Annotated in this window: 20 protein-coding genes; 9 read left to right on the top strand and 11 right to left on the bottom strand. The window is 68.4% G+C overall.

The features are described from left to right. Positions 1-94 precede the first annotated feature (94 nt). From HHL28_RS03070 to HHL28_RS03060, 3 genes are read left to right on the top strand one after another with little or no spacing between them, the layout of a single operon-like run. On the top strand, positions 95-1,114 hold the full coding sequence (locus HHL28_RS03070; protein ID WP_404326371.1) for an ABC transporter substrate-binding protein: 1,020 nt from the start codon (positions 95-97) through the stop codon (positions 1,112-1,114). Between the two features lie 21 nt (positions 1,115-1,135). Further along, positions 1,136-1,885 (top strand): ABC transporter permease, encoded by a 750-nt coding sequence (locus HHL28_RS03065; protein WP_075772086.1) that lies wholly within the window; start codon positions 1,136-1,138, stop codon positions 1,883-1,885. Then, positions 1,854-2,615 (top strand): ABC transporter ATP-binding protein, encoded by a 762-nt coding sequence (locus HHL28_RS03060; RefSeq protein WP_075772085.1) that lies wholly within the window; start codon positions 1,854-1,856, stop codon positions 2,613-2,615. Before HHL28_RS03065 ends, HHL28_RS03060 begins: the two co-directional genes overlap by 32 nt. Before the next feature lie 50 nt (positions 2,616-2,665). On the opposite strand, the gene HHL28_RS03055 is transcribed toward HHL28_RS03060, so the two are convergent. From HHL28_RS03055 to HHL28_RS03035, 5 genes are all read right to left on the bottom strand, one after another. Further along, the gene (locus HHL28_RS03055) at positions 2,666-3,019 is read right to left on the bottom strand and encodes a type II toxin-antitoxin system RelE/ParE family toxin (protein WP_075772084.1); all 354 of its coding nucleotides are present in this window, start codon (positions 3,017-3,019) and stop codon (positions 2,666-2,668) included. Between the two features lie 6 nt (positions 3,020-3,025). Next, positions 3,026-3,292: a ribbon-helix-helix domain-containing protein gene (locus tag HHL28_RS03050; RefSeq protein ID WP_075772083.1), complete on the bottom strand. Its 267-nt coding sequence runs from the start codon at positions 3,290-3,292 to the stop codon at positions 3,026-3,028. A gap of 834 nt (positions 3,293-4,126) precedes the next feature. Beyond that, positions 4,127-4,939: an ABC transporter permease gene (locus tag HHL28_RS03045; protein ID WP_075772082.1), complete on the bottom strand. Its 813-nt coding sequence runs from the start codon at positions 4,937-4,939 to the stop codon at positions 4,127-4,129. Beyond that, a complete protein-coding gene (locus HHL28_RS03040; RefSeq protein ID WP_404326369.1) occupies positions 4,936-5,694 on the bottom strand; it encodes an ABC transporter ATP-binding protein in 759 nt (252 codons plus the stop codon). The genes HHL28_RS03045 and HHL28_RS03040 overlap by 4 nt, the downstream gene beginning before the upstream one ends. Continuing rightward, a complete protein-coding gene (locus HHL28_RS03035; RefSeq protein ID WP_169654664.1) occupies positions 5,691-6,674 on the bottom strand; it encodes a PQQ-dependent catabolism-associated beta-propeller protein in 984 nt (327 codons plus the stop codon). Before HHL28_RS03035 ends, HHL28_RS03040 begins: the two co-directional genes overlap by 4 nt. A 339-nt stretch (positions 6,675-7,013) precedes the next feature. Here HHL28_RS03035 and pedF point away from each other — a divergent pair, with 339 nt between their 5' ends. From pedF to HHL28_RS03015, 5 genes are all read left to right on the top strand, one after another. Beyond that, positions 7,014-7,445 carry a cytochrome c-550 PedF gene (gene pedF / locus HHL28_RS03030; RefSeq protein WP_075772080.1) on the top strand — a complete coding sequence of 144 codons (432 nt, stop codon included), beginning with the start codon at positions 7,014-7,016 and terminating at the stop codon, positions 7,443-7,445. After that, positions 7,442-7,825, top strand: coding sequence for a transporter substrate-binding domain-containing protein (locus HHL28_RS18220; protein WP_404326367.1), 384 nt, complete (start codon positions 7,442-7,444; stop codon positions 7,823-7,825). Before pedF ends, HHL28_RS18220 begins: the two co-directional genes overlap by 4 nt. Beyond that, positions 7,771-8,301 (top strand): substrate-binding periplasmic protein, encoded by a 531-nt coding sequence (locus HHL28_RS18215; RefSeq protein WP_404326365.1) that lies wholly within the window; start codon positions 7,771-7,773, stop codon positions 8,299-8,301. The genes HHL28_RS18220 and HHL28_RS18215 overlap by 55 nt, the downstream gene beginning before the upstream one ends. Positions 8,302-8,620: 319 nt before the next feature. Continuing rightward, a complete protein-coding gene (locus HHL28_RS03020; protein WP_075772078.1) occupies positions 8,621-10,372 on the top strand; it encodes a methanol/ethanol family PQQ-dependent dehydrogenase in 1,752 nt (583 codons plus the stop codon). A 201-nt stretch (positions 10,373-10,573) separates the two neighbouring features. Further along, positions 10,574-11,203 (top strand): response regulator transcription factor, encoded by a 630-nt coding sequence (locus HHL28_RS03015; protein ID WP_404326363.1) that lies wholly within the window; start codon positions 10,574-10,576, stop codon positions 11,201-11,203. 42 nt (positions 11,204-11,245) lie between these two features. On the opposite strand, the gene HHL28_RS03010 is transcribed toward HHL28_RS03015, so the two are convergent. The 4 genes from HHL28_RS03010 to nosP form a co-directional block, all read right to left on the bottom strand. Then, positions 11,246-12,403, bottom strand: a complete 1,158-nt coding sequence (locus HHL28_RS03010; RefSeq protein WP_404326361.1) for a PQQ-dependent sugar dehydrogenase — start codon at positions 12,401-12,403, stop codon at positions 11,246-11,248. Positions 12,404-12,472: 69 nt separating this feature from the next. Beyond that, entirely contained in the window at positions 12,473-12,820 is a 348-nt protein-coding gene (locus tag HHL28_RS03005) for a hypothetical protein (RefSeq protein WP_169654662.1), read from the bottom strand. A gap of 115 nt (positions 12,821-12,935) precedes the next feature. Beyond that, complete coding sequence (locus HHL28_RS03000; RefSeq protein WP_075772074.1) at positions 12,936-15,608, bottom strand: hybrid sensor histidine kinase/response regulator; 2,673 nt, start codon at positions 15,606-15,608, stop codon at positions 12,936-12,938. Beyond that, the gene (gene nosP / locus HHL28_RS02995) at positions 15,605-16,789 is read right to left on the bottom strand and encodes a nitric oxide-sensing protein NosP (RefSeq protein WP_169654660.1); all 1,185 of its coding nucleotides are present in this window, start codon (positions 16,787-16,789) and stop codon (positions 15,605-15,607) included. Before nosP ends, HHL28_RS03000 begins: the two co-directional genes overlap by 4 nt. Before the next feature lie 261 nt (positions 16,790-17,050). On the opposite strand from nosP, the gene HHL28_RS02990 reads away from it, so the two are divergent. Then, the gene (locus HHL28_RS02990) at positions 17,051-18,268 is read left to right on the top strand and encodes an ABC transporter substrate-binding protein (protein WP_169654658.1); all 1,218 of its coding nucleotides are present in this window, start codon (positions 17,051-17,053) and stop codon (positions 18,266-18,268) included. A 951-nt stretch (positions 18,269-19,219) separates the two neighbouring features. Here HHL28_RS02990 and pqqE read toward each other — a convergent pair. Further along, on the bottom strand, positions 19,220-20,383 hold the full coding sequence (gene pqqE, locus HHL28_RS02985) for a pyrroloquinoline quinone biosynthesis protein PqqE (protein ID WP_169654656.1): 1,164 nt from the start codon (positions 20,381-20,383) through the stop codon (positions 19,220-19,222). Next, a complete protein-coding gene (gene pqqD, locus HHL28_RS02980) occupies positions 20,301-20,579 on the bottom strand; it encodes a pyrroloquinoline quinone biosynthesis peptide chaperone PqqD (RefSeq protein WP_083699548.1) in 279 nt (92 codons plus the stop codon). Before pqqD ends, pqqE begins: the two co-directional genes overlap by 83 nt. Positions 20,580-20,582: the final 3 nt, after the last annotated feature.

Here is a 20,582-nt window from a genome sequence, read left to right as displayed (position 1 = left end):
CAGGGCGGCGGGGGCATTTCCTAAGCTTCCCCGGCCAACATGAAGAAGGGTGGCCACGCCTGCGCGTGGGTCGAACCCCGGGCGGGAGGAAACCATGGCCGACTCGGTGACGAACGGCGCGCTGACGCGCCGCCAGATGCTCCTTGGCACGGGCGCCGCCCTGGCCCTGCCCGCCCTGCTGTCCCCGCCCGCCCGCGCCGCCCAGGCGGGCAGCTTGCGCCTTGGCGTCCTGCCCTTCGGCACGGTGCAGTGGGAGCTGGACACCATCCGCCGCTTCGGCCTGGACAAGGAAGCGGGCCTGACCATCGTGCCGGTGGAGCTGGCCGGCCCCCAGGCAGGCCAGGTTGCGCTCCAGGGCGGTTCGGTGGACGTGATCACCAACGACTGGCTATGGGTCGCGCGGCAGCGGGCCACGGGCACCAACCTGGCCTTCCTGCCCTACACCGCCTCCCTCGGCGCCGTGATCGTCCCCGGCAACTCCCCCATGAAATCGCTGGCCGACCTGAAGGGCCGCCGCATCGGCGTGGCCGGCAGCGCCCTGGACAAGAGCTGGCTGATGCTCCAGGCCCATGCGAAGCAGGCCCACGGGCTGGACCTGGCCACGGCGGCGGAGCCTGTCTATGCCGCCCCGCCCCTGCTGTCGCAGCAGTTGGAGGCCGGCCGTATCGACGCCGCCCTCACCTACTGGCACTTCGCCGCCAAGCTGGAGGCCAAGGGCATGCGCCAGCTCGCCGGCATGGATGAGGTGACCCGCGGCCTGGGCGTGACGACAGAGGTGCCCATGGTCGGCTATTGCTTCAAGGAGGACTGGGCCAAGGCCAACAGCGCCGCCGTCGCCGCCTTCGCCGACTGCTCCCGCAAGGCGAAGGAGATCCTGGCCAGGGACGACGCGGCCTGGGCGCCCCTGCGCCCCCTGATGGGCGCCGACAGCGATGCCGCCGCCCTGCGCCTGCGCGACCGCTTCCGGGAAGGCATCCCGACCAAGTGGGGGGAGCCGGAGCGCAAGGACGCCGCCGCCCTGTTCACCCTGCTGGCCAAGCTGGGCGGGCCGGAGCTGGTGGGCAGCGCCACCACGATCCCGGAGGGCACTTTCTGGCCCCTGGCCTGGGGCTGAGGGGCCCGCCGGATGAAAGGAATGGACCGCCGCCCCTGGACTGCCCTGTCCATCCTGGCCCTGCTGGGGATCTGGGCCGCGGCGGCCGCCATCGCGGCCAGCCCGACCCTCCCCGGCCCCCTGGCTGTGGGGGAGGCTTTGGTGGCGGAGGCCGCCAACGGCAAGCTGTTCTACCACCTTGGCCTCACCCTCTGGCGGGTGGCGGCCAGCTTCGCGCTCGCCATGAGCATCGGCGTGGCCCTGGGCATCCTGATGGGCCGGTTCCGCACGGCGGATGACATATTGGGCCCCTGGCTGGTGCTGACCCTGAACGTCCCGGCCCTGGTGGTGGTCGTCCTCGCCTATGTCTGGCTGGGCCTGACGGAGGCCGCGGCCATCGCCGCCGTGGCGGTGAACAAGATCCCCAACGTGGTGGTGCAGGTACGGTCCGGCGCCCGGTCCCTGGATGAGGGGCTGATGGACATGGCCCGCGCCTACCGCCTGTCGCGCTATGACACGCTGCGCCATGTGGTCCTGCCCCAGTTGGCGCCCTACATGATGGCGGCGGCCCGCAACGGCTTGGCGCTGATCTGGAAGATCGTGCTGCTGGTGGAGCTGCTGGGCCGGAGCAACGGCGTGGGGTTCCAGATCCACATGTTCTTCCAGCTTTTCGACATCGCCCGGTTGCTGGCCTATACCTTCGCCTTCGTCGCCGTTGCCCAGTTGCTGGAGCTGGCCCTGCTTGCCCCCGTGGAACGACATGCCGCCCGCTGGCGCACCGCCCGTCCTTGACCTGCGCATCGCGGGCAAGACCTATCCCGGCGCCTCTGGCCAGCCGGTCACGGTGGTGCGCGACCTGGCCTTCACCGTGGGCCCGCGGGAAAGCGTGGCCCTGGTGGGCCCGTCCGGCTGCGGCAAGACCACCAGCCTGAACATCGTCGCCGGCCTGGACAGCCGGTTTGATGGCAGCCTGTCCTTCCCCGCCCTTGGTGGCAGGGAACCGCACATCGCCTGCGTCTTCCAGGAACCCCGCCTGCTGCCCTGGCGCACGCTGGAGCAGAACCTGGAACTGGTCCTGCCCAAGCCCCGCCGCGGCACCGGCATCGCCGCCCACTGGCTGGCCCACATGGGCCTGGCGGAGGCCGCCCAGCGCTTCCCCACCCAGGTCAGCCTGGGCATGCAGCGCCGCGCCGCCCTGGCCCGCGCCTTCGCCGTGGAGCCGGACCTGCTGCTGCTGGACGAACCCTTCGTCAGCCTGGACGGCCCCCTGGCCCGCCGCCTGCGCCGCCTGCTGCTGGATACGCTGGCCGAACGCCCCTGCGCCGCCCTGCTGGTGACCCACGACCTGCGCGAGGCCATCGAGCTGGCCGACCGCATCCTGATCCTCTCCCCCTCCCCCACCCGCGTGGTGGCGGAGGTCACGGTCCCCGGCCGCCGCGAGGACCGCACCGAACGCGACGTCGAGGCCTTCCGCCAGGATTTGGTGAGCCGGCCGGAGCCCGTGTTCAGGTTGATCGCGTGACGTAGGTCGGATTAGCGAAGCGTAATCCGACGCCCACGCACATATCTCGCTCAAGGTTTGGGAAGGTAGCGCTTGAGGTCCATGGCGTCATGGATAACACAGACGATCTCGATGATATCAGGCCCAACCGGCCGGTATGCGATCAGGTGGCGCGGCGAGCGGACCCTGTCGGCAGAGGCAGATCCGGAAAGGCGGCTGTGCCGCAAATGGAAGATGCGGATGGGCTCGAACCCCTTTGCAGCCTTAGTACCAAAGCGCTCCGGATTTTCTGCCAGATCGTCAACGGCTTGCCGAATGAGTCGCTCGTACCGGGCTCGCGCCGCCAAGCCGAACTCGTCCCCCGACCAGTCAAGGATGTCCGCGATGTTTTGTAGGGCTCTTAGTGAAAAGCGAACCTGGACCATGGTCGCCTAAGCCGGCGGCCACTTCTTCGTGGCGGTCCGCCCAAGGCTGTTCAGGTAGTCGCCCAGCTGATCCAGGCGAACCTCCACATACTCGCCACGGTCAAGTTGGTCCAAGCCGATCTTGATCTCGGCATGAAGCCGGCGGAGCTGCATCTCTTCATCGCTGTCGATCAGCTCCAGCGCGAACACCCCATCCCTGAGCGCCGACTCCACATCAGGGTAACGTCCATCCTTCACCTGCGCGGCGATGAAGGCTTCCTGCTCCTCGGTCAATCGCACTTGGTGGACGGGCATGGTGCACCTCGCTTCATCGTCTCTATCCTAGCATGAACAGCCCGCCCGGCAATCCGGTGAGGGCCCTGCAAATCACCGGAGTCACCCCGGCCCCCGAGCCGGGGCCCTCGGGGACCGGTCGTGCCAATCACCGAAAGCCCAACCCGCTGTCCGCGGCTCAACGTGCAGGAACAGTGATGACGGTGATGGCTAGGGATGACAGTGATGTCTTGCTCCCTTTCGGGCCGCAGAGGACACAGAAGGGTCGGTACGGCGGTACCCTCGGGCATAACGATGCCCGCTCTGCTCCTAGGCGCCGAAGGCGCCAGTCAACTGCTCATTCACGCAGCCACCGACGCCCGTCCCAGGCCGAACGCATCACTGTCATCCCTGGCCATCACCGTCATCACTGTTCCAGTAAGTTGAACCCCTCTGCGGCCATCTGCGTCCTCTGCGTTCCAGAAACTGCTATCCGCCGCATCGACGCTCATCAGGAGGCCCGCTGCCGCGCCAGTGGCAGGTCCGCTTTCCCAAGGGCCCCGGGTCAAGCCCGGGGTGACCTCCCGCGCCCTGCAAAGTCAGTGACAAGAATCCTATTCCCTGCCACACTCCTCCCCGTGCGCCCTCCCCAGGGCCGCCGGTTCTTGGACAGCGTGAATTCCCAACCGCCATCCCCCTTAAAGTGACAAAGGTGACGCCATCGCAACCCCGTCTCCTTTGTCTCCTTAAGCCCAAAACCCCAACGATCCCAACACCCTGGAATGAGACACGTGTCACCTTAAGCGTCACCTTTGGTCACCTTAAGGTCTCGTTACGTCACCCGATGTCAAACACTCACCCCTCCCCCGCCCCGGCCTTCTTGGGCATGAGGCCGCGGGCGGGGTTGTAGGCCAGGAAGCTGGCGCCCAGGAACAACACCAGCGCTCCCAGCACCCAGGCCAGGGACACCCAGTCCACCTGGCCGTACAGGGCGAAGCGGATCAGCTCCACCGCGTGGGTGAAGGGGTTCAGGGCGCAGATCTGCCAGAGCAGCTCGCTGGACTCCCGCATCTTCCACAGGGGGTACAGGGCGGACGACAGGAAGAAGGCCGGGAAGATGACGAAGTTCATCACACCGGCGAAGTTTTCCAACTGCTTGATGGTGCTGGACAGCAGCATGCCCACGGCGCCCAGCATCAGCCCGGCCAGCACCAGGGCCGGCAGCACCGTGACGTATCCCCACGGCTCCGCCACGATGCCGAAGGCGGCGGCGATGACCAGGAAGGCATAGACCTGCATCACCCCAACCGCCGTGCCCGCCAGCAGCTTGGCGGTCAGCAGGAACTCCCGCGGCAAGGGGCTGACCAGCAGCAGCCGCATGCTGCCCATCTCCCGGTCATAGACCATGGACAGGCTGCTCTGCATGCCGTTGAACAGCAGCACCATGGCGCAGAGGCCGGGCAGGATATAAGTCTCATAGGTGATATAGGTCTCATAGGGCGGCTGGACGGAGACGCCCAGCGCCGCCCGGAACCCCGCCGCGAAGACCAACAGCCAGACCAGCGGCCGGACGAGGGCGGAGACGAAGCGTTCCCGCTGGTGCACGAAGCGCAAGACCTCGCGCCAGACCACCGCCTGGAGCGCGCGGACATACCCCATGGCGGTCATGCCGCGTTCCTCCCCACCAGGGCGTGGAAGGCCCGGTCCAGGCTGGGGGCGTCGGCCCGGGCCTTGATCTCAGGCACGCTGCCGGTGGCCACCACCCGGCCCCGGTCCAGCACCACCACCCGGTCCTCCGGCAATATCTCGTCGAACAGGTGGGTGGCCCACAGCACGGCCACCCCCTCCTCCCGGCACAGGGCGTGGACATGCTCCACCAGCGCCCGGCGGCTGGGCACGTCCAGCCCCACCGTCGGCTCGTCCAACACCAGCAGGCGGGGCCGGTGCAGCAGGGCGCGGGCCAGCTCCACCCGCCGCCGGTGCCCGCCATTCAGGCTCCGCACCTTGTCCCCCGCCCGCTCCGCCAGGGCGAAGCGGTGCAGCAGCATGTCGATACGGGGGGCATAGTCCGCCTTGGCCAGGCCGCGCAGGCCGGCGGCATAGGACAGGTTCTGGCGCACGGTCAGGTCCAGGTCCAGCGTGGCCTGCTGGAACACCACGCCCATGCGGGCCAGGGCGTCGCGCGGCTGCTTGCCCATGTCGAAGCCGCAGACCTTCACGCTCCCCGACCCGGCATCGAACAGCCGGGTGATGACCGCCAGCAGGGTGGTCTTGCCGGCGCCGTTGACGCCCAGCAAGGCCGTGAACTCCCCTTCCCCCACCTGGAAATCGATGTCGCGGATGGCGAAGGCGGCGCCATCGGCCCGCCTGCCATAGCCGAAGCTGACACCGGAAACGCCCAAGGCCGGAACGGCTTCTGTCACGGCTTCACCACCACGCCCCACGGATAACGGCCAACCGGGATGGATTTGACCACCTTGAGGCTCGCCACGTCCACTACCGAGACGTCGTTGCTGACGCCGTTGGTGGTGAACAGACGGGAGCCATCGGGCGTAAGCGCAAGGTGCCAGACCCGCCGGCCCACCAGCAGGTAGTCCTTCACCTCGAAGGTCTTGGCATCCACAACGGCCACGTGGTTGGCGGGGCCGAGGGCGACGAACATGGTCTTGCCGTCGGGCGTCAGCTCCATGCCCACGGGCTGGATCTTGTCCTTCTGCACGCCCTTGATGGCGAACTCGATGGTCTTCTTGGGCTGCCGTGTGGCCACGTCGATGACATGGACGGTGCCGCCGATCTCCGCCGACACCCACAACTCCTTGCCGTCGGGCGTGAACTCCGCGTCCCGCGGCCTGCTGCCCACCAGGGTGTTGTCCACCACGGCCCTGGCCTTGGTGTCGATCCAGTGGACCATGTTCGTCGTCTCGGACGTGTTCACCGCCCAGGCCCCGTCGGGGCTGACGGCCATCCCCTCCGGCTCCACGCCCACATCCACCTGGTAGGCCACGCTGCGGCTGGGCACGTCCACCACGGTGACGACATTGTCATCCTCGTTGGCGACATACAGGTGGGTCCCGTCGGGGGCCAGGGCGAAGGTCTCCGGGTCGTCGCCAGAGGGCAGGTTGTGCAGGATCTTGCCGGTGGCGATGTCCATCACCTGCACCGTGTCGTCGTCGCTGGCGCAGACGTACAGGTGCTTGCCGTCCTGGCTCAGGGTGATGCCCCGGGGCCGCATCCCGACCTTGATGGTCTGGGTCACCGCCAGGGTCTTGCCGTCGATGACGGACAGGGTGTTGTCCCGCTCGTTGGAGACATAGATCGTCTCCGCCCCCGCCGGCAGGGCCAGCAGCAGGCCCGCCAGCACGCCCGGCAGCAGGCGCCGCGGGTGGGGCAAGTTGACGCGCATACTTTCGTCACCCCCCGGTGACCCGGCCCGGGACCCGTCCCCGCCCCCGACCATGGTATGCCATCGACCCATGCCCTTCCTCCCGCTGCTGCCATCCTTCGGCCCCTGCCGGGCAGGGCGACGGCTTGGGGCCAAGCCTAGCGGGGCCGCGGGAAAGCCGGGAATTAGACGAAGGGCGAAGGCAAGTCTCCCAGGCCTCGCGCGGGGCGGCGCCTCCCCCCTGACACCAAAGTCGAATTAAGTCCGTCCGGGGCAAACGTCTAGATTTCGCGGGCCGGAAGCCCACCCACGGGGCCCGGCGCACAGCGGCCCGATGGGCATTGTTGGAGGTCATGCGTCATGAATCACGGTCCTCGCTGGCTGGCCGGTATCGCCGCCGCCACCTTCCTCGCCGTCGCGGGCGCCGGGTCCGTGTTCGCCCACGGCGACGTCACCCCCCAGGCCGTCAACACTGAGGGTCTGGAGAAGCTGGGCGCGGAGTGGCGGGCCAGCAACCCGTACCGCGGCAACGCCAAGGCCATCCAGATCGGCTCCTCCGCCTACAACCAGAACTGCGCCCGCTGCCACGGGCTGGGCGTGATCTCCGGCGGCATCGCCCCGGACCTGCGCTACCTGGAGCCCGGCGACAGCGGGGACGAGTGGTACAGCGAGCGGGTGCGCAAGGGCGCCACCCGGGACGGCAAGGTCTACATGCCGGCCTTCGGTGAGGTGCTGGGCCAGGAAGCCCTCTGGGCCATCCGCGCCTATATCGAGACGGTGCCGGCCGAATGAACCGGCGCGCCGTCCTGAAGGGACTGGCCACCGCGGCAGCGCTGCCCCTGGCGGGCGCGCTGCCGTCGCGCGTTTCCGCGGCCCCGCTGGACACGGTCGTCAAGAAGGGCCGGCTTCGGGTGGCGGTCTACACGGATTTCGCCCCCTGGTCCTGGCGCCGGGACGACAAGCTGGTGGGCGCCGACGTGGACCTGGCCTTCCTGCTGGCCGCGGCCCTGGGCGTGCGGGTCGAATTTTTCGAGCTGCCCGCCGACGAGAACGTGGAGGACGACCTCCGCAACGCCGTCTGGAAGGGCCCCATCACCGGGGGGAGGTGGCGGACGTCATGCTCCACGTCCCGGTGGACAAGGAATTCGCCCTGCGCAACCCCAACGCCGTGATCTTCGGCCCCTACCACCGGGAGCGCTTCGCCCTGGCCTGCGACCCGGAGAAGGTGGACTGCACCGGCCCGGTCACCGAACTGGCCGGCACCCGCATCGGGGTGGAGATCGACAGCGTCCCCGACTTCTACCTGACCGGCTCCTTCGGCGGTCGCCTGCGCGGCGATGTCAACCACTTCCCCACCGGCGAGAAGGCGGTGGAAGCCTTGCGCAAGGGCGAGGTGGCGAGCGTCATGGCGTCCCACACCCAGATCGAGCATGGGCTGGGCGACGCGGCCAGGAAGTTCAAGCTGGTCGGCGGCCCCTTCCCCGGCCTGTTCCGGCCAAGCTGGGACATCGGCATGGCGGTGAAGGAGGATAGCCGGGACTTGGCCTACAAGCTGGAGGACGTGGTCAACGCCCTGTCCCGCGACGGCAAGCTTGCCGAAGTCTTCTCAAAATATGGTATGACGCATACGCCCGCCGTCAGCGGCTGATCAGGCATGTTACCTAATATAAGTGGCGTTGCCGGAAGGGAAACCTTGGCCGGCAACGCCGCCATGTGCTTTTCCTTTCATACAGCCACCGACCATTTTTCATGCCGATCCCTGCATATAACCCCATTTGTACTAAGGTCCAATTGTGACAATGGACACCCCCGGTAGTCTGCTGCTGTCGTGATCCGGCGCCCTGATGCGCCCTCCCCCGGACCTGGAACCAGGCATGGGGAGGGGGAACCCGGGATGATCATCGGTAGAGACACGTCCGGGTTCCGCGGGATTGCCGCGGCCGAAAACACAAGGGGAGATTGACGCCATGAAGCAGTTCCTGTTGGCGAGCTGTGCCGTGCTGGGCCTCTCGCTGGCGGCCCTTCCGCAGGCCTATGCCGCCGGACCGACCGACGCGGACCTGATGAAGGACGCGGAGACGCCGGGTGACGTGCTGACCAACGGCATGGGCCCGAAGGCCCAGCGCTACAGCCCGTTGAAGACGCTGAACACCGACAACGTCACCAAGCTGGTGCCGGTCTTCTCCTTCTCCTTCGGCGGTGAGAAGCAGCGCGGCCAGGAAGCCCAGCCCATCGTCCATGACGGCGTGATCTACGTGACGGGCTCCTACTCCCGCCTGTGGGCCGTGGACGCCAAGACGGGCGAGGAGAAGTGGCAGTACGACGCCCGCCTGCCCGAGGGCATCATGCCCTGCTGCGACGTGGTGAACCGTGGCGCCGCCATCTATGGCGACATGGTCTATTTCGGCACCCTGGACGCCAAGCTGGTCGCCCTGAACAAGGACACCGGCAAGGTCGTCTGGTCCAAGAAGATGGCGGACTACGAGGCGGGCTACAGCTACACCGCCGCGCCGATGATCGTGGATGGCAAGATCATCACCGGCAACTCCGGCGGTGAGTTCGGCATCGTCGGCAAGGTGGAGGCGCGCGACGCCAAGACCGGTGAGCTGGTCTGGTCCCGGCCGACCATCGAGGGCCACATGGGCACCTTGAACGGCAAGGACAGCACCATGACCGGGAAGCTGAACGCGACCTGGCAGGGCGACATGTGGAAGCAGGGCGGCGGCGCCACCTGGCTGGGCGGCACCTACGACCCCGAGTCCAAGCTGATCTACATGGGCACCGGCAACCCGGCCCCCTGGAACAGCCACCTGCGCCCCGGCGACAACCTGTACACCTCCTCCACCCTGGCCATCGACCCGGCCACGGGCGAGATCAAGTGGCACTACCAGACCACCCCGCATGACGGCTGGGACTTCGACGGCGTGAACGAGTTCATCCCGTTCGAGCTGAAGAAGGACGGGAAGACCATCAAGGCCGGCGCCAAGGCCGACCGCAACGGCTTCTTCTTCGTGCTGGACCGCACCAACGGCAAGTTCATCAGCGCGACCCCGTTCGTGTCCAAGATCACCTGGGCCAAGGGCTTCGACAAGAACGGCAAGCCGATCTACGACCCGGCCAACCGCCCGGGCAACCCGATGGAGGGCGGCGGCGCCGACGGCAAGGGCAAGTCCGTGTTCGCGGCCCCGTCCTTCCTGGGCGGCAAGAACTGGATGCCCATGGCCTACAGCCAGGACACCGGCCTGTTCTACGTGCCCGCCAACGAGTGGGGCATGGACATCTGGAACGAGCCCATCGCCTACAAGAAGGGTGCCGCCTACCTGGGCGCCGGCTTCAACATCAAGCCGCTTTACCAGGACCACATCGGCGTGCTCCGCGCGGTCGACCCGGCCACCGGCGAGATCAAGTGGGAGTACAAGAACAAGGCCCCGCTGTGGGGTGGCGTGATGACCACCGCCGGCAACCTGGTCTTCACCGGCACGCCGGAGGGCTTCCTGAAGGCCTTCGACGCCAAGACCGGCAAGGAGCTGTGGAAGTTCAACACCGGTTCCGGCGTGGTCGGCACCCCGATCACCTGGGAGCAGGACGGTGAGCAGTACGTTGCCGTCGTTTCCGGCTGGGGTGGCGCCGTGCCGCTCTGGGGCGGCGAGGTGGCAAAGTCCATCCAGCACATCAACCAGGGCGGTTCCCTCTGGGTCTTCAAGCTCCCGAAGGCCTAATACTTTTGAACTGTGAACAAAACGGGTGCGGGGCCGGATTCATCCGGCCCCGCGCTTGCATTAATGCCCCATGCCCTTAGTATGGTTGGTCGAAACGACTAACCCAATTCGCATATGCGAAATAAAAAGTCCGGGAGGACCGCCTTGGGGAAGGTGCTGATTTCCGATGACCACCCTCTGGTCCGGGACGGCCTGCGGACCGTGCTCGCTGTCGCCTTCGACCGGTGCGAACTGTTCGAGGCGTGCGACCTGGATGAGACCGTGCGCACCATCGACAGGGAAGGTGACTTCGACCTGGTCCTGCTGGACCTGAACATGCCCGGCATGAACGGCTTCGGCGGCCTGTCCACCCTGCGCACCCGTTTCCCGTCCCTGCCCGTTGTCATCGTTTCCGCCTCCTGCGACCGCAAGCTGGTGACAGAGGCCCTGCGGCAGGGGGCGGCAGGCTTCGTGCCCAAGTCGCTGCCCCGCAGCGCCATCGCCGATGCCCTGCGCGGCGTATTGAACGGGGAAATCTTCACGCCCGTGGACCTGGGCGACGAGGAACCCGCCGCCGCCCCGTCCGGTGAGGACCAGGAGATCCTGCGCCGCATCGACAGCCTGACCCCGCAACAGCGCAAGGTGCTGGAACTGGTGGTGGCCGGCAAGCTGAACAAGGAAATCGCCTACGAGCTGGACGTGACGGAGACGACCGTGAAGGCCCATGTCTCCGCCATCCTGCAGAAGCTGCGGGTGTTCAGCCGGACGCAGGCGGTGATCATGGCCAACAAGGTCAACTTCACCCCCAGCACCCCCTGCGCCGCCACGCCCATGCGGGCCGCGGCGCAGTAGGGCGCGCCGCTGACCGGGCCGGTTTCGAATTCGAAAGTGCGCCTACCCGCGCTTGTCCTGACCACCGGCCGCCACGCCGTCGCCGGTGGCCGGTGACAGGCGCAGCACGGACCCGCCCTCCTCATCCGTCAGGGCATAGACAGCCCCGTCCGGGCCGGTGACCACCTGCCGGATGCGGGTGTCCAGGGGGATGCTCTCCTGCCCCGTGACGGCGTCGCCCTCCAGGGTCAACCGTACGATTCCGCCCTCGCCCAGGGAGGCGACCAGCAGGTTGTCCTGCCAGCCGGGGATCAGGGTGCCCCGGTAGAAGGCCATGCCGGAGGGGGAGATGGCAGGGACCCAGTGCCTCACCGCATCGGCGAAGTCCGGGCGGGTCGGCGGGTCGGGGATGTCCCGCCCATCATAATGCTCGCCCCAGCTCACCAGCGGCCAGCCATGGTTCTTCCCGGCATCGGGCCGGTTCAGCTCGTCCCCGCCCTGGGGGCCGAACTCGATGGTCCAGACCTTGCCGTCCCGCGGGTCCACGGCGATGCCCTGCGGGTTCCGGTGGCCGTAGGACCAGATTTCCGGCCGGGCGCCCTGGCGGTTGACGAAGGGGTTGTCCGGCGGCACCGTCCCGTCGGGCCGCAGCCGCACCACCTTGCCCAGGTGGTTCGACAGGTCCTGGGCCGGGTCGAACTTGAAGCGCTCGCCCAAGGTGACGAACAGGGACCCGTCCGGCGTGAATGCCAGGCGAGAACCGTAATGGTTGCCGCCCGTGACCTTCGGTTCCTGCCGGAAGATGACCGACAGGTTCTCCAAGGCCCCTTCCCCAAGCGTGGCGCGGGCCACAGCCGTACCGGCGGTGCCGTTGGGCCCGGGCTCGGAATAGGTGATGTAGACCTGCCGGTTCTGGTCGAAGGCGGGGTCCAGGGCCACGTCCAGCAACCCACCCTGCCCCCTGGCCGCCACGTCAGGCACGCCGCGCAGGGGCCCTGACACCGTGCCGTCGGCGGAAACGACCCGCAGCCGCCCCGCCCGTTCTGTCACCAACATGCGCCCGTCGGGCAGGAAGGCGATGCCCCAAGGGTGGTCCAGGCCGCCGGCCACCGTCTCCACCCGCAGCGGCCCGGCCTGGCTGGGCACGGTGCGCGCCTCATCCGCCACGGCCGGGGTCGGCGCCATCGCCAGCGCCAGGGCGGTCAGCAGGGCTCCCGTCATCACGCGCATCGTCTCACGCTCCCGTCCCAGTCGGATACCGGGAGCGTCAACGCCCGGGACGGGAAAGGGTCACGGCTCCGTCTGCAACTGCCAGCGCACGGCCATGACCAGGGCCATCAGGCTGGCGACCGCCGCGGCGGAGAAGGCGAAAAGGTTCTGCTCCGCCGCCGCCCAGGCCAGCAGGCCATAGAGGCCCGCGGCGGCAGTGATCGCCTGGGCCATGCCGCAGAACATCAGCAGCAGGGCAACCATCCGCACCGAGCGCTCCTTGAAGCCGCCCAGCGCAAATCCTTCCCGCAACGGCCGGCGCCGGGAAACCCAGGGTTTCCACAGGCCCGCGAGGGTGAAGGTCTCGCAGAACGCCATCGCCATGCTCTCGAAGAGCTGGTCTTCCTCGCTTACCCCTGCCCGTGCCATGGCCCATGCCCCGCTGTCCGTTGCGGCCAGCAAACCCTGGCCCGGAGCGGTGGGTTCCCGCCATGACATGGATCACGGCCTCTTTCCCCTCTCCTTGGGGAGAGGGCACCGTCGACTACGCCAGCAACTGTGTCATCAGCGCCCGCAACTGGGCGGGCTTGACCGGCTTGGTCAGGACGGGAAGGCCATGTTCCTGCACCTTCTCATGCACCTCCGCCGTGCGGTTGGCGGTGATGACTAGGCCGGGGACGGGGCGGGCGCAGGCGCGGCGGACGGTGGCGATCTCATCCACGCCCAGGGCGCCGTCCTCCAGGTGGTAGTCGGCGATGATGACGTCCGGCGGGCTCTGGAAGCGGACCAGGGCGTCCATGGCCTCGATGCCGGAAGAGGCCACCTCCACCTGGCAGCCCCAGCCCTTCAGCAGGGCGCCCATGCCGTCCAGGATGGCGTGCTCGTTGTCGATGACCAGCACCTTGGCCCCCGTCAGGGGGCTGCGCACCGAGGTGGCGGCCGGGCGCGGGCTGACCGGCGGGCTGGGACGCTTGCCCAGGGGCACGGTGACGGAGAAGACGGAGCCCTTGCCCACCACCGAGGTGACGCCGATGGGGTGGTTCAGCATGCGCCCGGCCCGCTGCACGATGGCGAGGCCCAGCCCCATGCCGCGGTCGCGGCCGGCGGGACGGTCCGTGTCCAGGCGGCGGAACTCCTCGAAGATTTCCTGCTGCTTGTCCAGGGGGATGCCGGGGCCGGTGTCCACCACGTCGATGCGCAGGCCCTCCGGCACCCGGCGGCAGCCCACCAGCACGCGGCCGCGGCGGGTGTAGCGCAGGGCGTTGGAGACGAAGTTCTGCAGGATGCGGCGGAGCAGGCGAATGTCGCTGTGCACCACGGCCTTGCTGGGCACCACGCTGAACTTCAGGCCCCGTTCCGACGCCACGGGGGCGTATTCCTGCTGCATGCTGGTCAGCAGGGCGGACAGGGGGAAATCGTCCACCTGCGGCTGGACCACGCCGGCATCCAGCTTGGAGATGTCCAGCAGCGCCTCTAGCAGATCCTCGACGGACAGCAGGGCGGCGTCCGTCTTCTCCACCAGCACCCGGGAAGCCGGTTCCTGGTCCATGTCGCAGAGGGCGGAGACGAACAGCCGCGCGGCGTTCAGGGGCTGCAGCAGGTCGTGGCTGGCGGCGGCCAGGAACTTGGTCTTGGACAGGTTGGCCTGCTCCGCGGCGGTCTTCGCCTCCCGCAGGGCCTGCTCCACCTGCTGGCGCTCGGCGATTTCCTGGAAAAGCTGGCGGTTCACCTGGGTCAGGGCGGCCGTGCGCTCCGCCACCCGGCGCTCCAGCCCCTCATTCGCTTCCCGCAGGGCGTCGGCGGCGGCCCGCCGCTCCGTCACGTCCTGGATCAGGGAGAAGAAGCCCACCACCTCCCCGTCCGGGGCGAAGTGGGGGATGTAGGCTGCCTGGGAATAGCGCTTGCCGCCCTCCGGCAGGGGCCACTCCAGCTCGAACCGCGTCTCCGCCCCCGCCATGACGGCGCGGACATGGGGCTGGCGCACCTCATAGGCCTGGGGGCCCAGCAGGTCGCGCATCGTGGTGCCGATGATCTGTTCCCGCGGGCGCTTGAACAGGTCGCCATAGCGCCGGTTGACGAAGCGGTAGGTCTCGCCCGCGTCCACATAGGCGATGAGGGCCGGCATGGCGTCGGTGATCAGGCGGATGCGCTGTTCGCCGTCGCGCAGGGCCTGCTCGATCCGCTTGCGCTCCGTGATGTCGGTGTAGGTGGTGACGAAGCCGCCCCCCGGCATGGGGTTGCGCCGCACCTCCAGCATCAGCCCGTTGTGCCAGGCCTGCTCGAAGCTGAGGGGGTGCGGGTCCCCCGGGTCCCAGGCCGTCGCCTCCGCCGGGAAGCCGCGGTCGCCCAGGCCGGCGTTGTGGCGCAGGAAGTCGCCATAGGTGGCGTCGTCATGGACCACGTCGGGCGGCAGGTCCAGCAGCCGGACATAGCTGTCGTTCCAGGCCACCAGCCGCAAATCCTTGTCGTACACGCAGACGCCCTGGGGGATGTTGTCCAGGGTGGCCTGGAGCAGGACCGACTTTTCCGCCAGTTCCCGCGCCCGTTCCCGCGCGTCGTGCTCCTTCACGTCGGTGATGTCGGTGTAGATGCCGACGATGCCGCCGTCGCGGGTGCGCCGCTCATTGATCTGGATCCAGCGCCCGTCGGACAAGGCGTGGACATGGGCGCCGTCGGCTTCCGCATGCTGGGCCAGCCGCTCGTTCACCCAGCGGTCCGGCGCCACCAGGGCGCTGATGACGGAGCGCTGCTGCGCCGCCAGGGCCGCGATCTCCGTGAAGCTGATGCCGGGCCGGATGCGGTCCGCGATGGCCGGCCAGAGGCCCAGGTAGGTCTTGTTGCAGAGGACCAGCCGGTCGTTGCGGTCGAACAGGGCGAAGCCCTCGTTCACGCTCTCGATGGCTTCCTTCAGGCGGGTCTGGGCGGTTTCCGCCGTTTCCTTGGCGCGGGCCAGCTCGGCATTGCTGGCCTCAAGTTCCCGCAGGGTCTCCTCAAGCTGCTGGGTGCGGTCGCGGACCTTGGTTTCCAGGACGATGGCCGTCTGGAACAGGCTGAAGGCGTTGCCCTGGAAGTCCATGCTGCGCTCGACCCGGTCCATCAGGGCCTTGTTGATGCGGCGCAGCTTGAAGTTTTCCCGCTCCAGCTCCTGGATGCGGGCCTGCTCGGACGTTTCCGGCTGGTTGGCCGGCAGGGGAAGGTCGGCGAAGCGGGCGGTCATAGCGCCCCCACCAGCGGCGCAGTCGCCGCCGCGGCCATCCCGATGGCCAAACCGGTGAAGGTCTGGTTCACGTGCATGGCGTTGTACTGCTCACCATAGGTGCAGAAGCCGACCACGTTGTTGCGGCCCAGCAGCCGGCTGACCGACTGCTTGAGCTGCTTCTGCTCCAGCTCCAGGGAGCGGAAGACGCAGTCGAAGCCCAGGACCAGGTCGGGGGGCCCGATCTCCCGGCTGACTTGGTCGAACAAATCCTCCAGGCTGCGGACGATGTCCACCCCGTCCGCCACCGTCAGCACGATGCCCTCATCGATGGCGCAGAAGAAGGTCAGGCTCTCGTCGTCGTTCACCTTCTGGATCGCCCGCACATAGTATTCACCGCCGGTGCGCACCACGACGGGGTGGGCGGCGAAGATCATGGGCGTCAGGGGTTCGCCCTCCAGCCCCACAAGCCTTGCGTACTCCCGCGCCGCGGGTTCGGCGTTGATCTCCGTCACGATGCGACGGGCGGGGTCGGCCTGGGTGACCACCATCTTGCGGTCGGTGTGGACGAAGTGCTGGTTGCGGAAGACCTTGAAGGGCCGGGTGGTGCAGAGCATCAGCAGCAGGGCCGCGTCCTGCCGGAACTCCCCCTCATGCAGCACGTAGGTGTTCTTGAAGGACAGGTCGTCGCCGGCGGAGCCGCCGATCAGGGGCACGTCGCCCAGCGCGTCGAACAGGGCGCTGACCAGCAACTCCTCCTTCACGCACAGCCCGTCCACCAGGAAGAGGGCGATGCGGCGGGCGCCGGGGCCGAGGCGGGATGAGGCGACCTCCGCCTTCGCCAGGAGGGAGCGGGCGGCGGGCTTGGCGTCGCCGATCTCAAACCCGCTGACGCGGTCGATCCGTTCCACCGCCACGGCGAAGCCGTCCTTGGGGAAGGCGACGCCGGTCACGGCGCCGTCCATGTAGCCGAAGGGCGTCAGCTCCCCCGCCGTGGTGCAGCCCACCACGGGCACGTCGCCGAAGCGCGCCGCTAACGCCTTGGCCAGGGCGGGCAGGTCATGGTGGGTGGAGACGAACAGCAGCACCAGGGCCACGTCCGGCCCGCCCAACTGCTCGAAGATGTCCTGCGCGGCCACGTCCGCATCGGCCGCCTGGGTGCATGCCTTGCGGAGGGGCTGCGGGTTGCTGCCACGCATCATCCCATCCCTTGCCGCCGCGGGGTTCGGCCCCGCCACGTCCGCCCCCACGATACCCTGATGTCACGGGGGGAGCTACATAGGCCAGACTCTATCGGAGGGTCCGGGCCATTGCCAGTGACCGAGGGCCTTGCGACCGTAAGACATTAGTCGAATGGTAGCGGCCCCAATATGTAAGCTAACCCATTGATTGCTAGGGGAAAGAGAATTCCTTGGGGAGGCGCCCGTGCGCCAGCGGAGAGCGAAGGCCCGAACCATCGTCCTATGGGCCGCCCTGGCGGCCCTGGCGAGTGCCGCCCCCTGCCCCGCCCGGCCCTTGCCCAGGCGGCGGTGCCGGCAAGCAACGCGGCGCCCCAGCCCCTGACCATCCCCATCGGCTTCATCGGCCTGGCGGAGGAACCGAGCAGCAGCCTGTCCTTCCTGGACCCGGTGATCCGCGACGGCGGGTTGCAGGGGGCGCGGGTGGGGGTGGCGGACAATGACACCACGGGCAGGTTCCTGAAGCAGAACTTCACCCTGGTGGAGGCGGTGGCGGAGGAGCCGGGCAAGCTGGCGGAGGCCGCGCAGGGGCTGCTGGCCCAGGGCATCCGCATCATCGTGGCCGACCTGCCGGCGAAGGAGCTGCTGGCCCTGGCGGACATGCCGGCCGCCAAGGGGGCCCTGGTGATCAATGCCAGGGCGCGGGATGACGCCCTGCGCAACCAGGACTGCCGGCCCAACCTGCTGCACACGGTGCCCAGCCGCCGCATGCTGGCCGACGCGCTGGGGCAGTACTTGGCTCTGAAGCGCTGGACCCGCTGGTTCCTGGTGGAAGGGCCGGGGCCGGGTGACAAGGCCTATGCCGACGCCATCCGCCGCACGGCCAAGCGCCTGAACGCCCGGATCGTGGAGGACAAGCCCTGGACCTTCGATGTGGGCAACGCCCGCACCGACGACGGCTTCACCAACGAGCGGGACGTGGTCCAGACCTTCACCAACGGCGCGGACCATGACGTGCTGATCGTGGCGGACGAGGGGGACCGGTTCGGCGACTACCTGTCCCACCGCACGGCCCGCCCGCGGCCCGTGGCCGGCACCCATGAGCTGGTGCCCACCGCCTGGAGCCGGGTGTTCGAGATGTGGGGCGGCACCCAGTTGCAGAACCGCTTCCAGGCCGCCGCCGGCCGGGCGATGACCGAGCGGGACTATGCCGCCTGGGTGGCGGTGCGCGCCGTGGGCGAGGCGGCGAGCCGGGTGAAGTCTGCCGACCCGGAGGAGCTGGCGAGGTTCATCCAGGGCCCCGCCTTCGCCCTGGCCGGCTTCAAGGGCCAGTCCCTGAGCTTCCGCCCCTGGGACGGGCAGTTGCGCCAACCGATCCTGCTGGCCAACCCCAGGCTTCTGGTCTCCGTCTCCCCCCAGGAAGGGTTCCTGCACCAGCGCACGCCGCTGGACAGCCTGGGCGACGATCTGGGGGAGAGCGGGTGCAAGGCGCGGGGGCGGTGAGATCGGAGACAAAGTTGACCTTAAGGTGACCAAAGGTGACGCTTAAGGTGACGCGTGTCTCATCCCAGGGTGTTGGGATCGTTGGGGTTTCGGGCTTAAGGAGACAAAGGAGACGGGGTTGCGATCGCGTCACCTTTGTCACTTTAAGGGGGATGGTGGTGGGTGTTCACGCTGTCCAAGAACCGGCGGCCCTGGGGAGGGCGCGCGGGGGTGAGTGTGGCAGGGAATAGGATTTTTGTCACTGACTTTGCAGGGCGCGGGAGGTCACCCCGGGCTTGACCCCGGGGCCCTTGGGAAAGCCGTAGTGCCGATGGCGCGGCAGCGGGCATTCCGATGAGCGTCGATGCGGCGGATGGGGATCTTTGGAACGCAGAGGACGCAGATGGCCGCAGAGGACACAGAGAGGTTTTGGACTTACTGGAACAGTGATGGCGGTAATGGCCGGGATGACAGTGATGGGTTCGGCCTTGGACGGGAGTCGGTGCCTGCGTGAGAATGGATTTGTCTGGCGCCTGCGGCGCCGGGCAGCTTGGGGGCTTCATCTAGAGCGTGTTTACGCTGACCGTAAACACGCTCCGGCGGCGACTGCCGCCGCGCGGGCCCATGCCCGCGTAAGCCAAGCCGCGGATGCGGCGCCGGCGAGTGAGGAACCCAAAAGGCTAGACCCGTTTCCAGTCTGCGGGAAACGGGTCTAGCTCTACGGCACCGGCGCGCCGACCCCTCTGTGTCCTCTGCGGCCATCTGCGTCCTCTGCGTTCCAGAACCCGGCCGGGCACGGGCGCTGTGGCCCGAAAAGGAGCGAGGCATCACTGTCATCCCTGGCCATCACCGTCATCACTGTTCCTGTAGGTTGAGCCGTGGACAGCGGGTTGGGCTTTCGGTGATTGGCACGACGCGATCCCGAGGACCCCGGCTCGGAGGCCGGGGTGACATCAGCGATTTGCACTCACGTTATGAAAACCGCCGGTACACGAACTCCCCCACATCCGCCGCACTCTCCCGCTCCGCCACGGCAACCAAATCCCGGTGGAAGGGGCTTTTGGCGCAGGCGGGGTCGGTGGCGGTGGCGTCGCCGGTGAGGGCGAGGGCTTGGCAGCGGCAGCCGCCCCAGTCGCGTTCCTTGTGCTCGCAGGTCTGGCAGAGGCTCGGCATCCAGCCGGTGCCGCGGAAGCGTTCGAAGGCGGGGCCCCAGTCCCAGATGTCGGCCAGGGGGACATCCCCCGCCCGTTGGAATTCCAGGCCGGGGATGCTTTCCGCCGCGTGGCAGGGCAGGACCTTGCCGCTGGGGTTCACGGTGATGAAGCGCCGGCCCCAGCCGCCCATGCAGGGCTTCGGGCGGCTGGCGTAGTAGTCGGGGACGACGTAGTCGATAACCAGGCGGCCCTTCAGCGCGACGCGGGCCGCGTCCACCACGGCCGTCGCCGCCTCCAACTGCTGCCTTGTGGGCATGAGGGCGGCGCGGTTCTTCAGGGCCCAGCCGTAATACTGCACATGGGCCACCTCCAGCCGCGAGGCGCCCAGGTCCAGGGACAGGTCGATCATCTCCTGGAGCCGGTCCAGGTTCTGGCGGTGGACGACGGCGTTGAGGGTCAGAGGCAGGCCGGCTTCCCGCACCGCGCGGCAGAAGGCCAGCTTTCTGGGTTGGGCACCCCGCAGGCCGCCGATCCGCTCGGCCGACGCGACCTCCGTGTCCTGGAAGCTGACCTGGATATGGTCCAGGCCGGCGGCGGATAACCCGGCAAGGCGGGCCGTGTCCACCAGCACGCCCGAGGTGATGAGGTTGCTGTAGAGGCCGACCTGGGCGGCATGGGCCACCAGCTCCTCAAGGTCTTTCCTGACCGTGGGTTCGCCGCCGGAAAAGTGGACCTGGAGGCAGCCCAGATCGGCGGCCTCCGTCATCACCTGTTTCCAGGTCTCGGTCGGCAGTTCCCCCGCGGCACGCACCATCTCCACCGGGTTGGAGCAGTAGGGGCAGGCCAGCGGGCAGCGGTGGGTCAGCTCGGCCAGCAGGGCCAGGGGGGCGCGGGGGCGGTCATGGGTCGAGCATCCCCTTGTCGGCCAGGTCCTGGAGCAGGGTTTCCACGTCGCCGCGGACCTCCGCCGGGTCGGCCTCATACTCGGTGGCAAGGGCTGTGACGATGCCGTCCAGGGTGGTGGCGCCGTCGCAGCGCCGCAACACCCCCGCCGCCACCTCATCCAGCATCAGCACCCGCTCCGGCCCCAGCAGGACCCAGCCGTCGCGGGCCTTGTCGAAGCGCAGCTTGGCATGGCGGGGCAGCTTGGGGCGGCTTTCGGCGGTGACGGCCGGCATCAC

It is taken from the genome of Aerophototrophica crusticola (assembly GCF_012913305.1).
Taxonomy (GTDB): Bacteria; Pseudomonadota; Alphaproteobacteria; order Azospirillales; family Azospirillaceae; genus Niveispirillum; species Niveispirillum crusticola.
The sequence above is the reverse complement of the archived record's forward strand: the minus strand, read 5'-3'. Positions and strand labels throughout refer to the sequence as shown.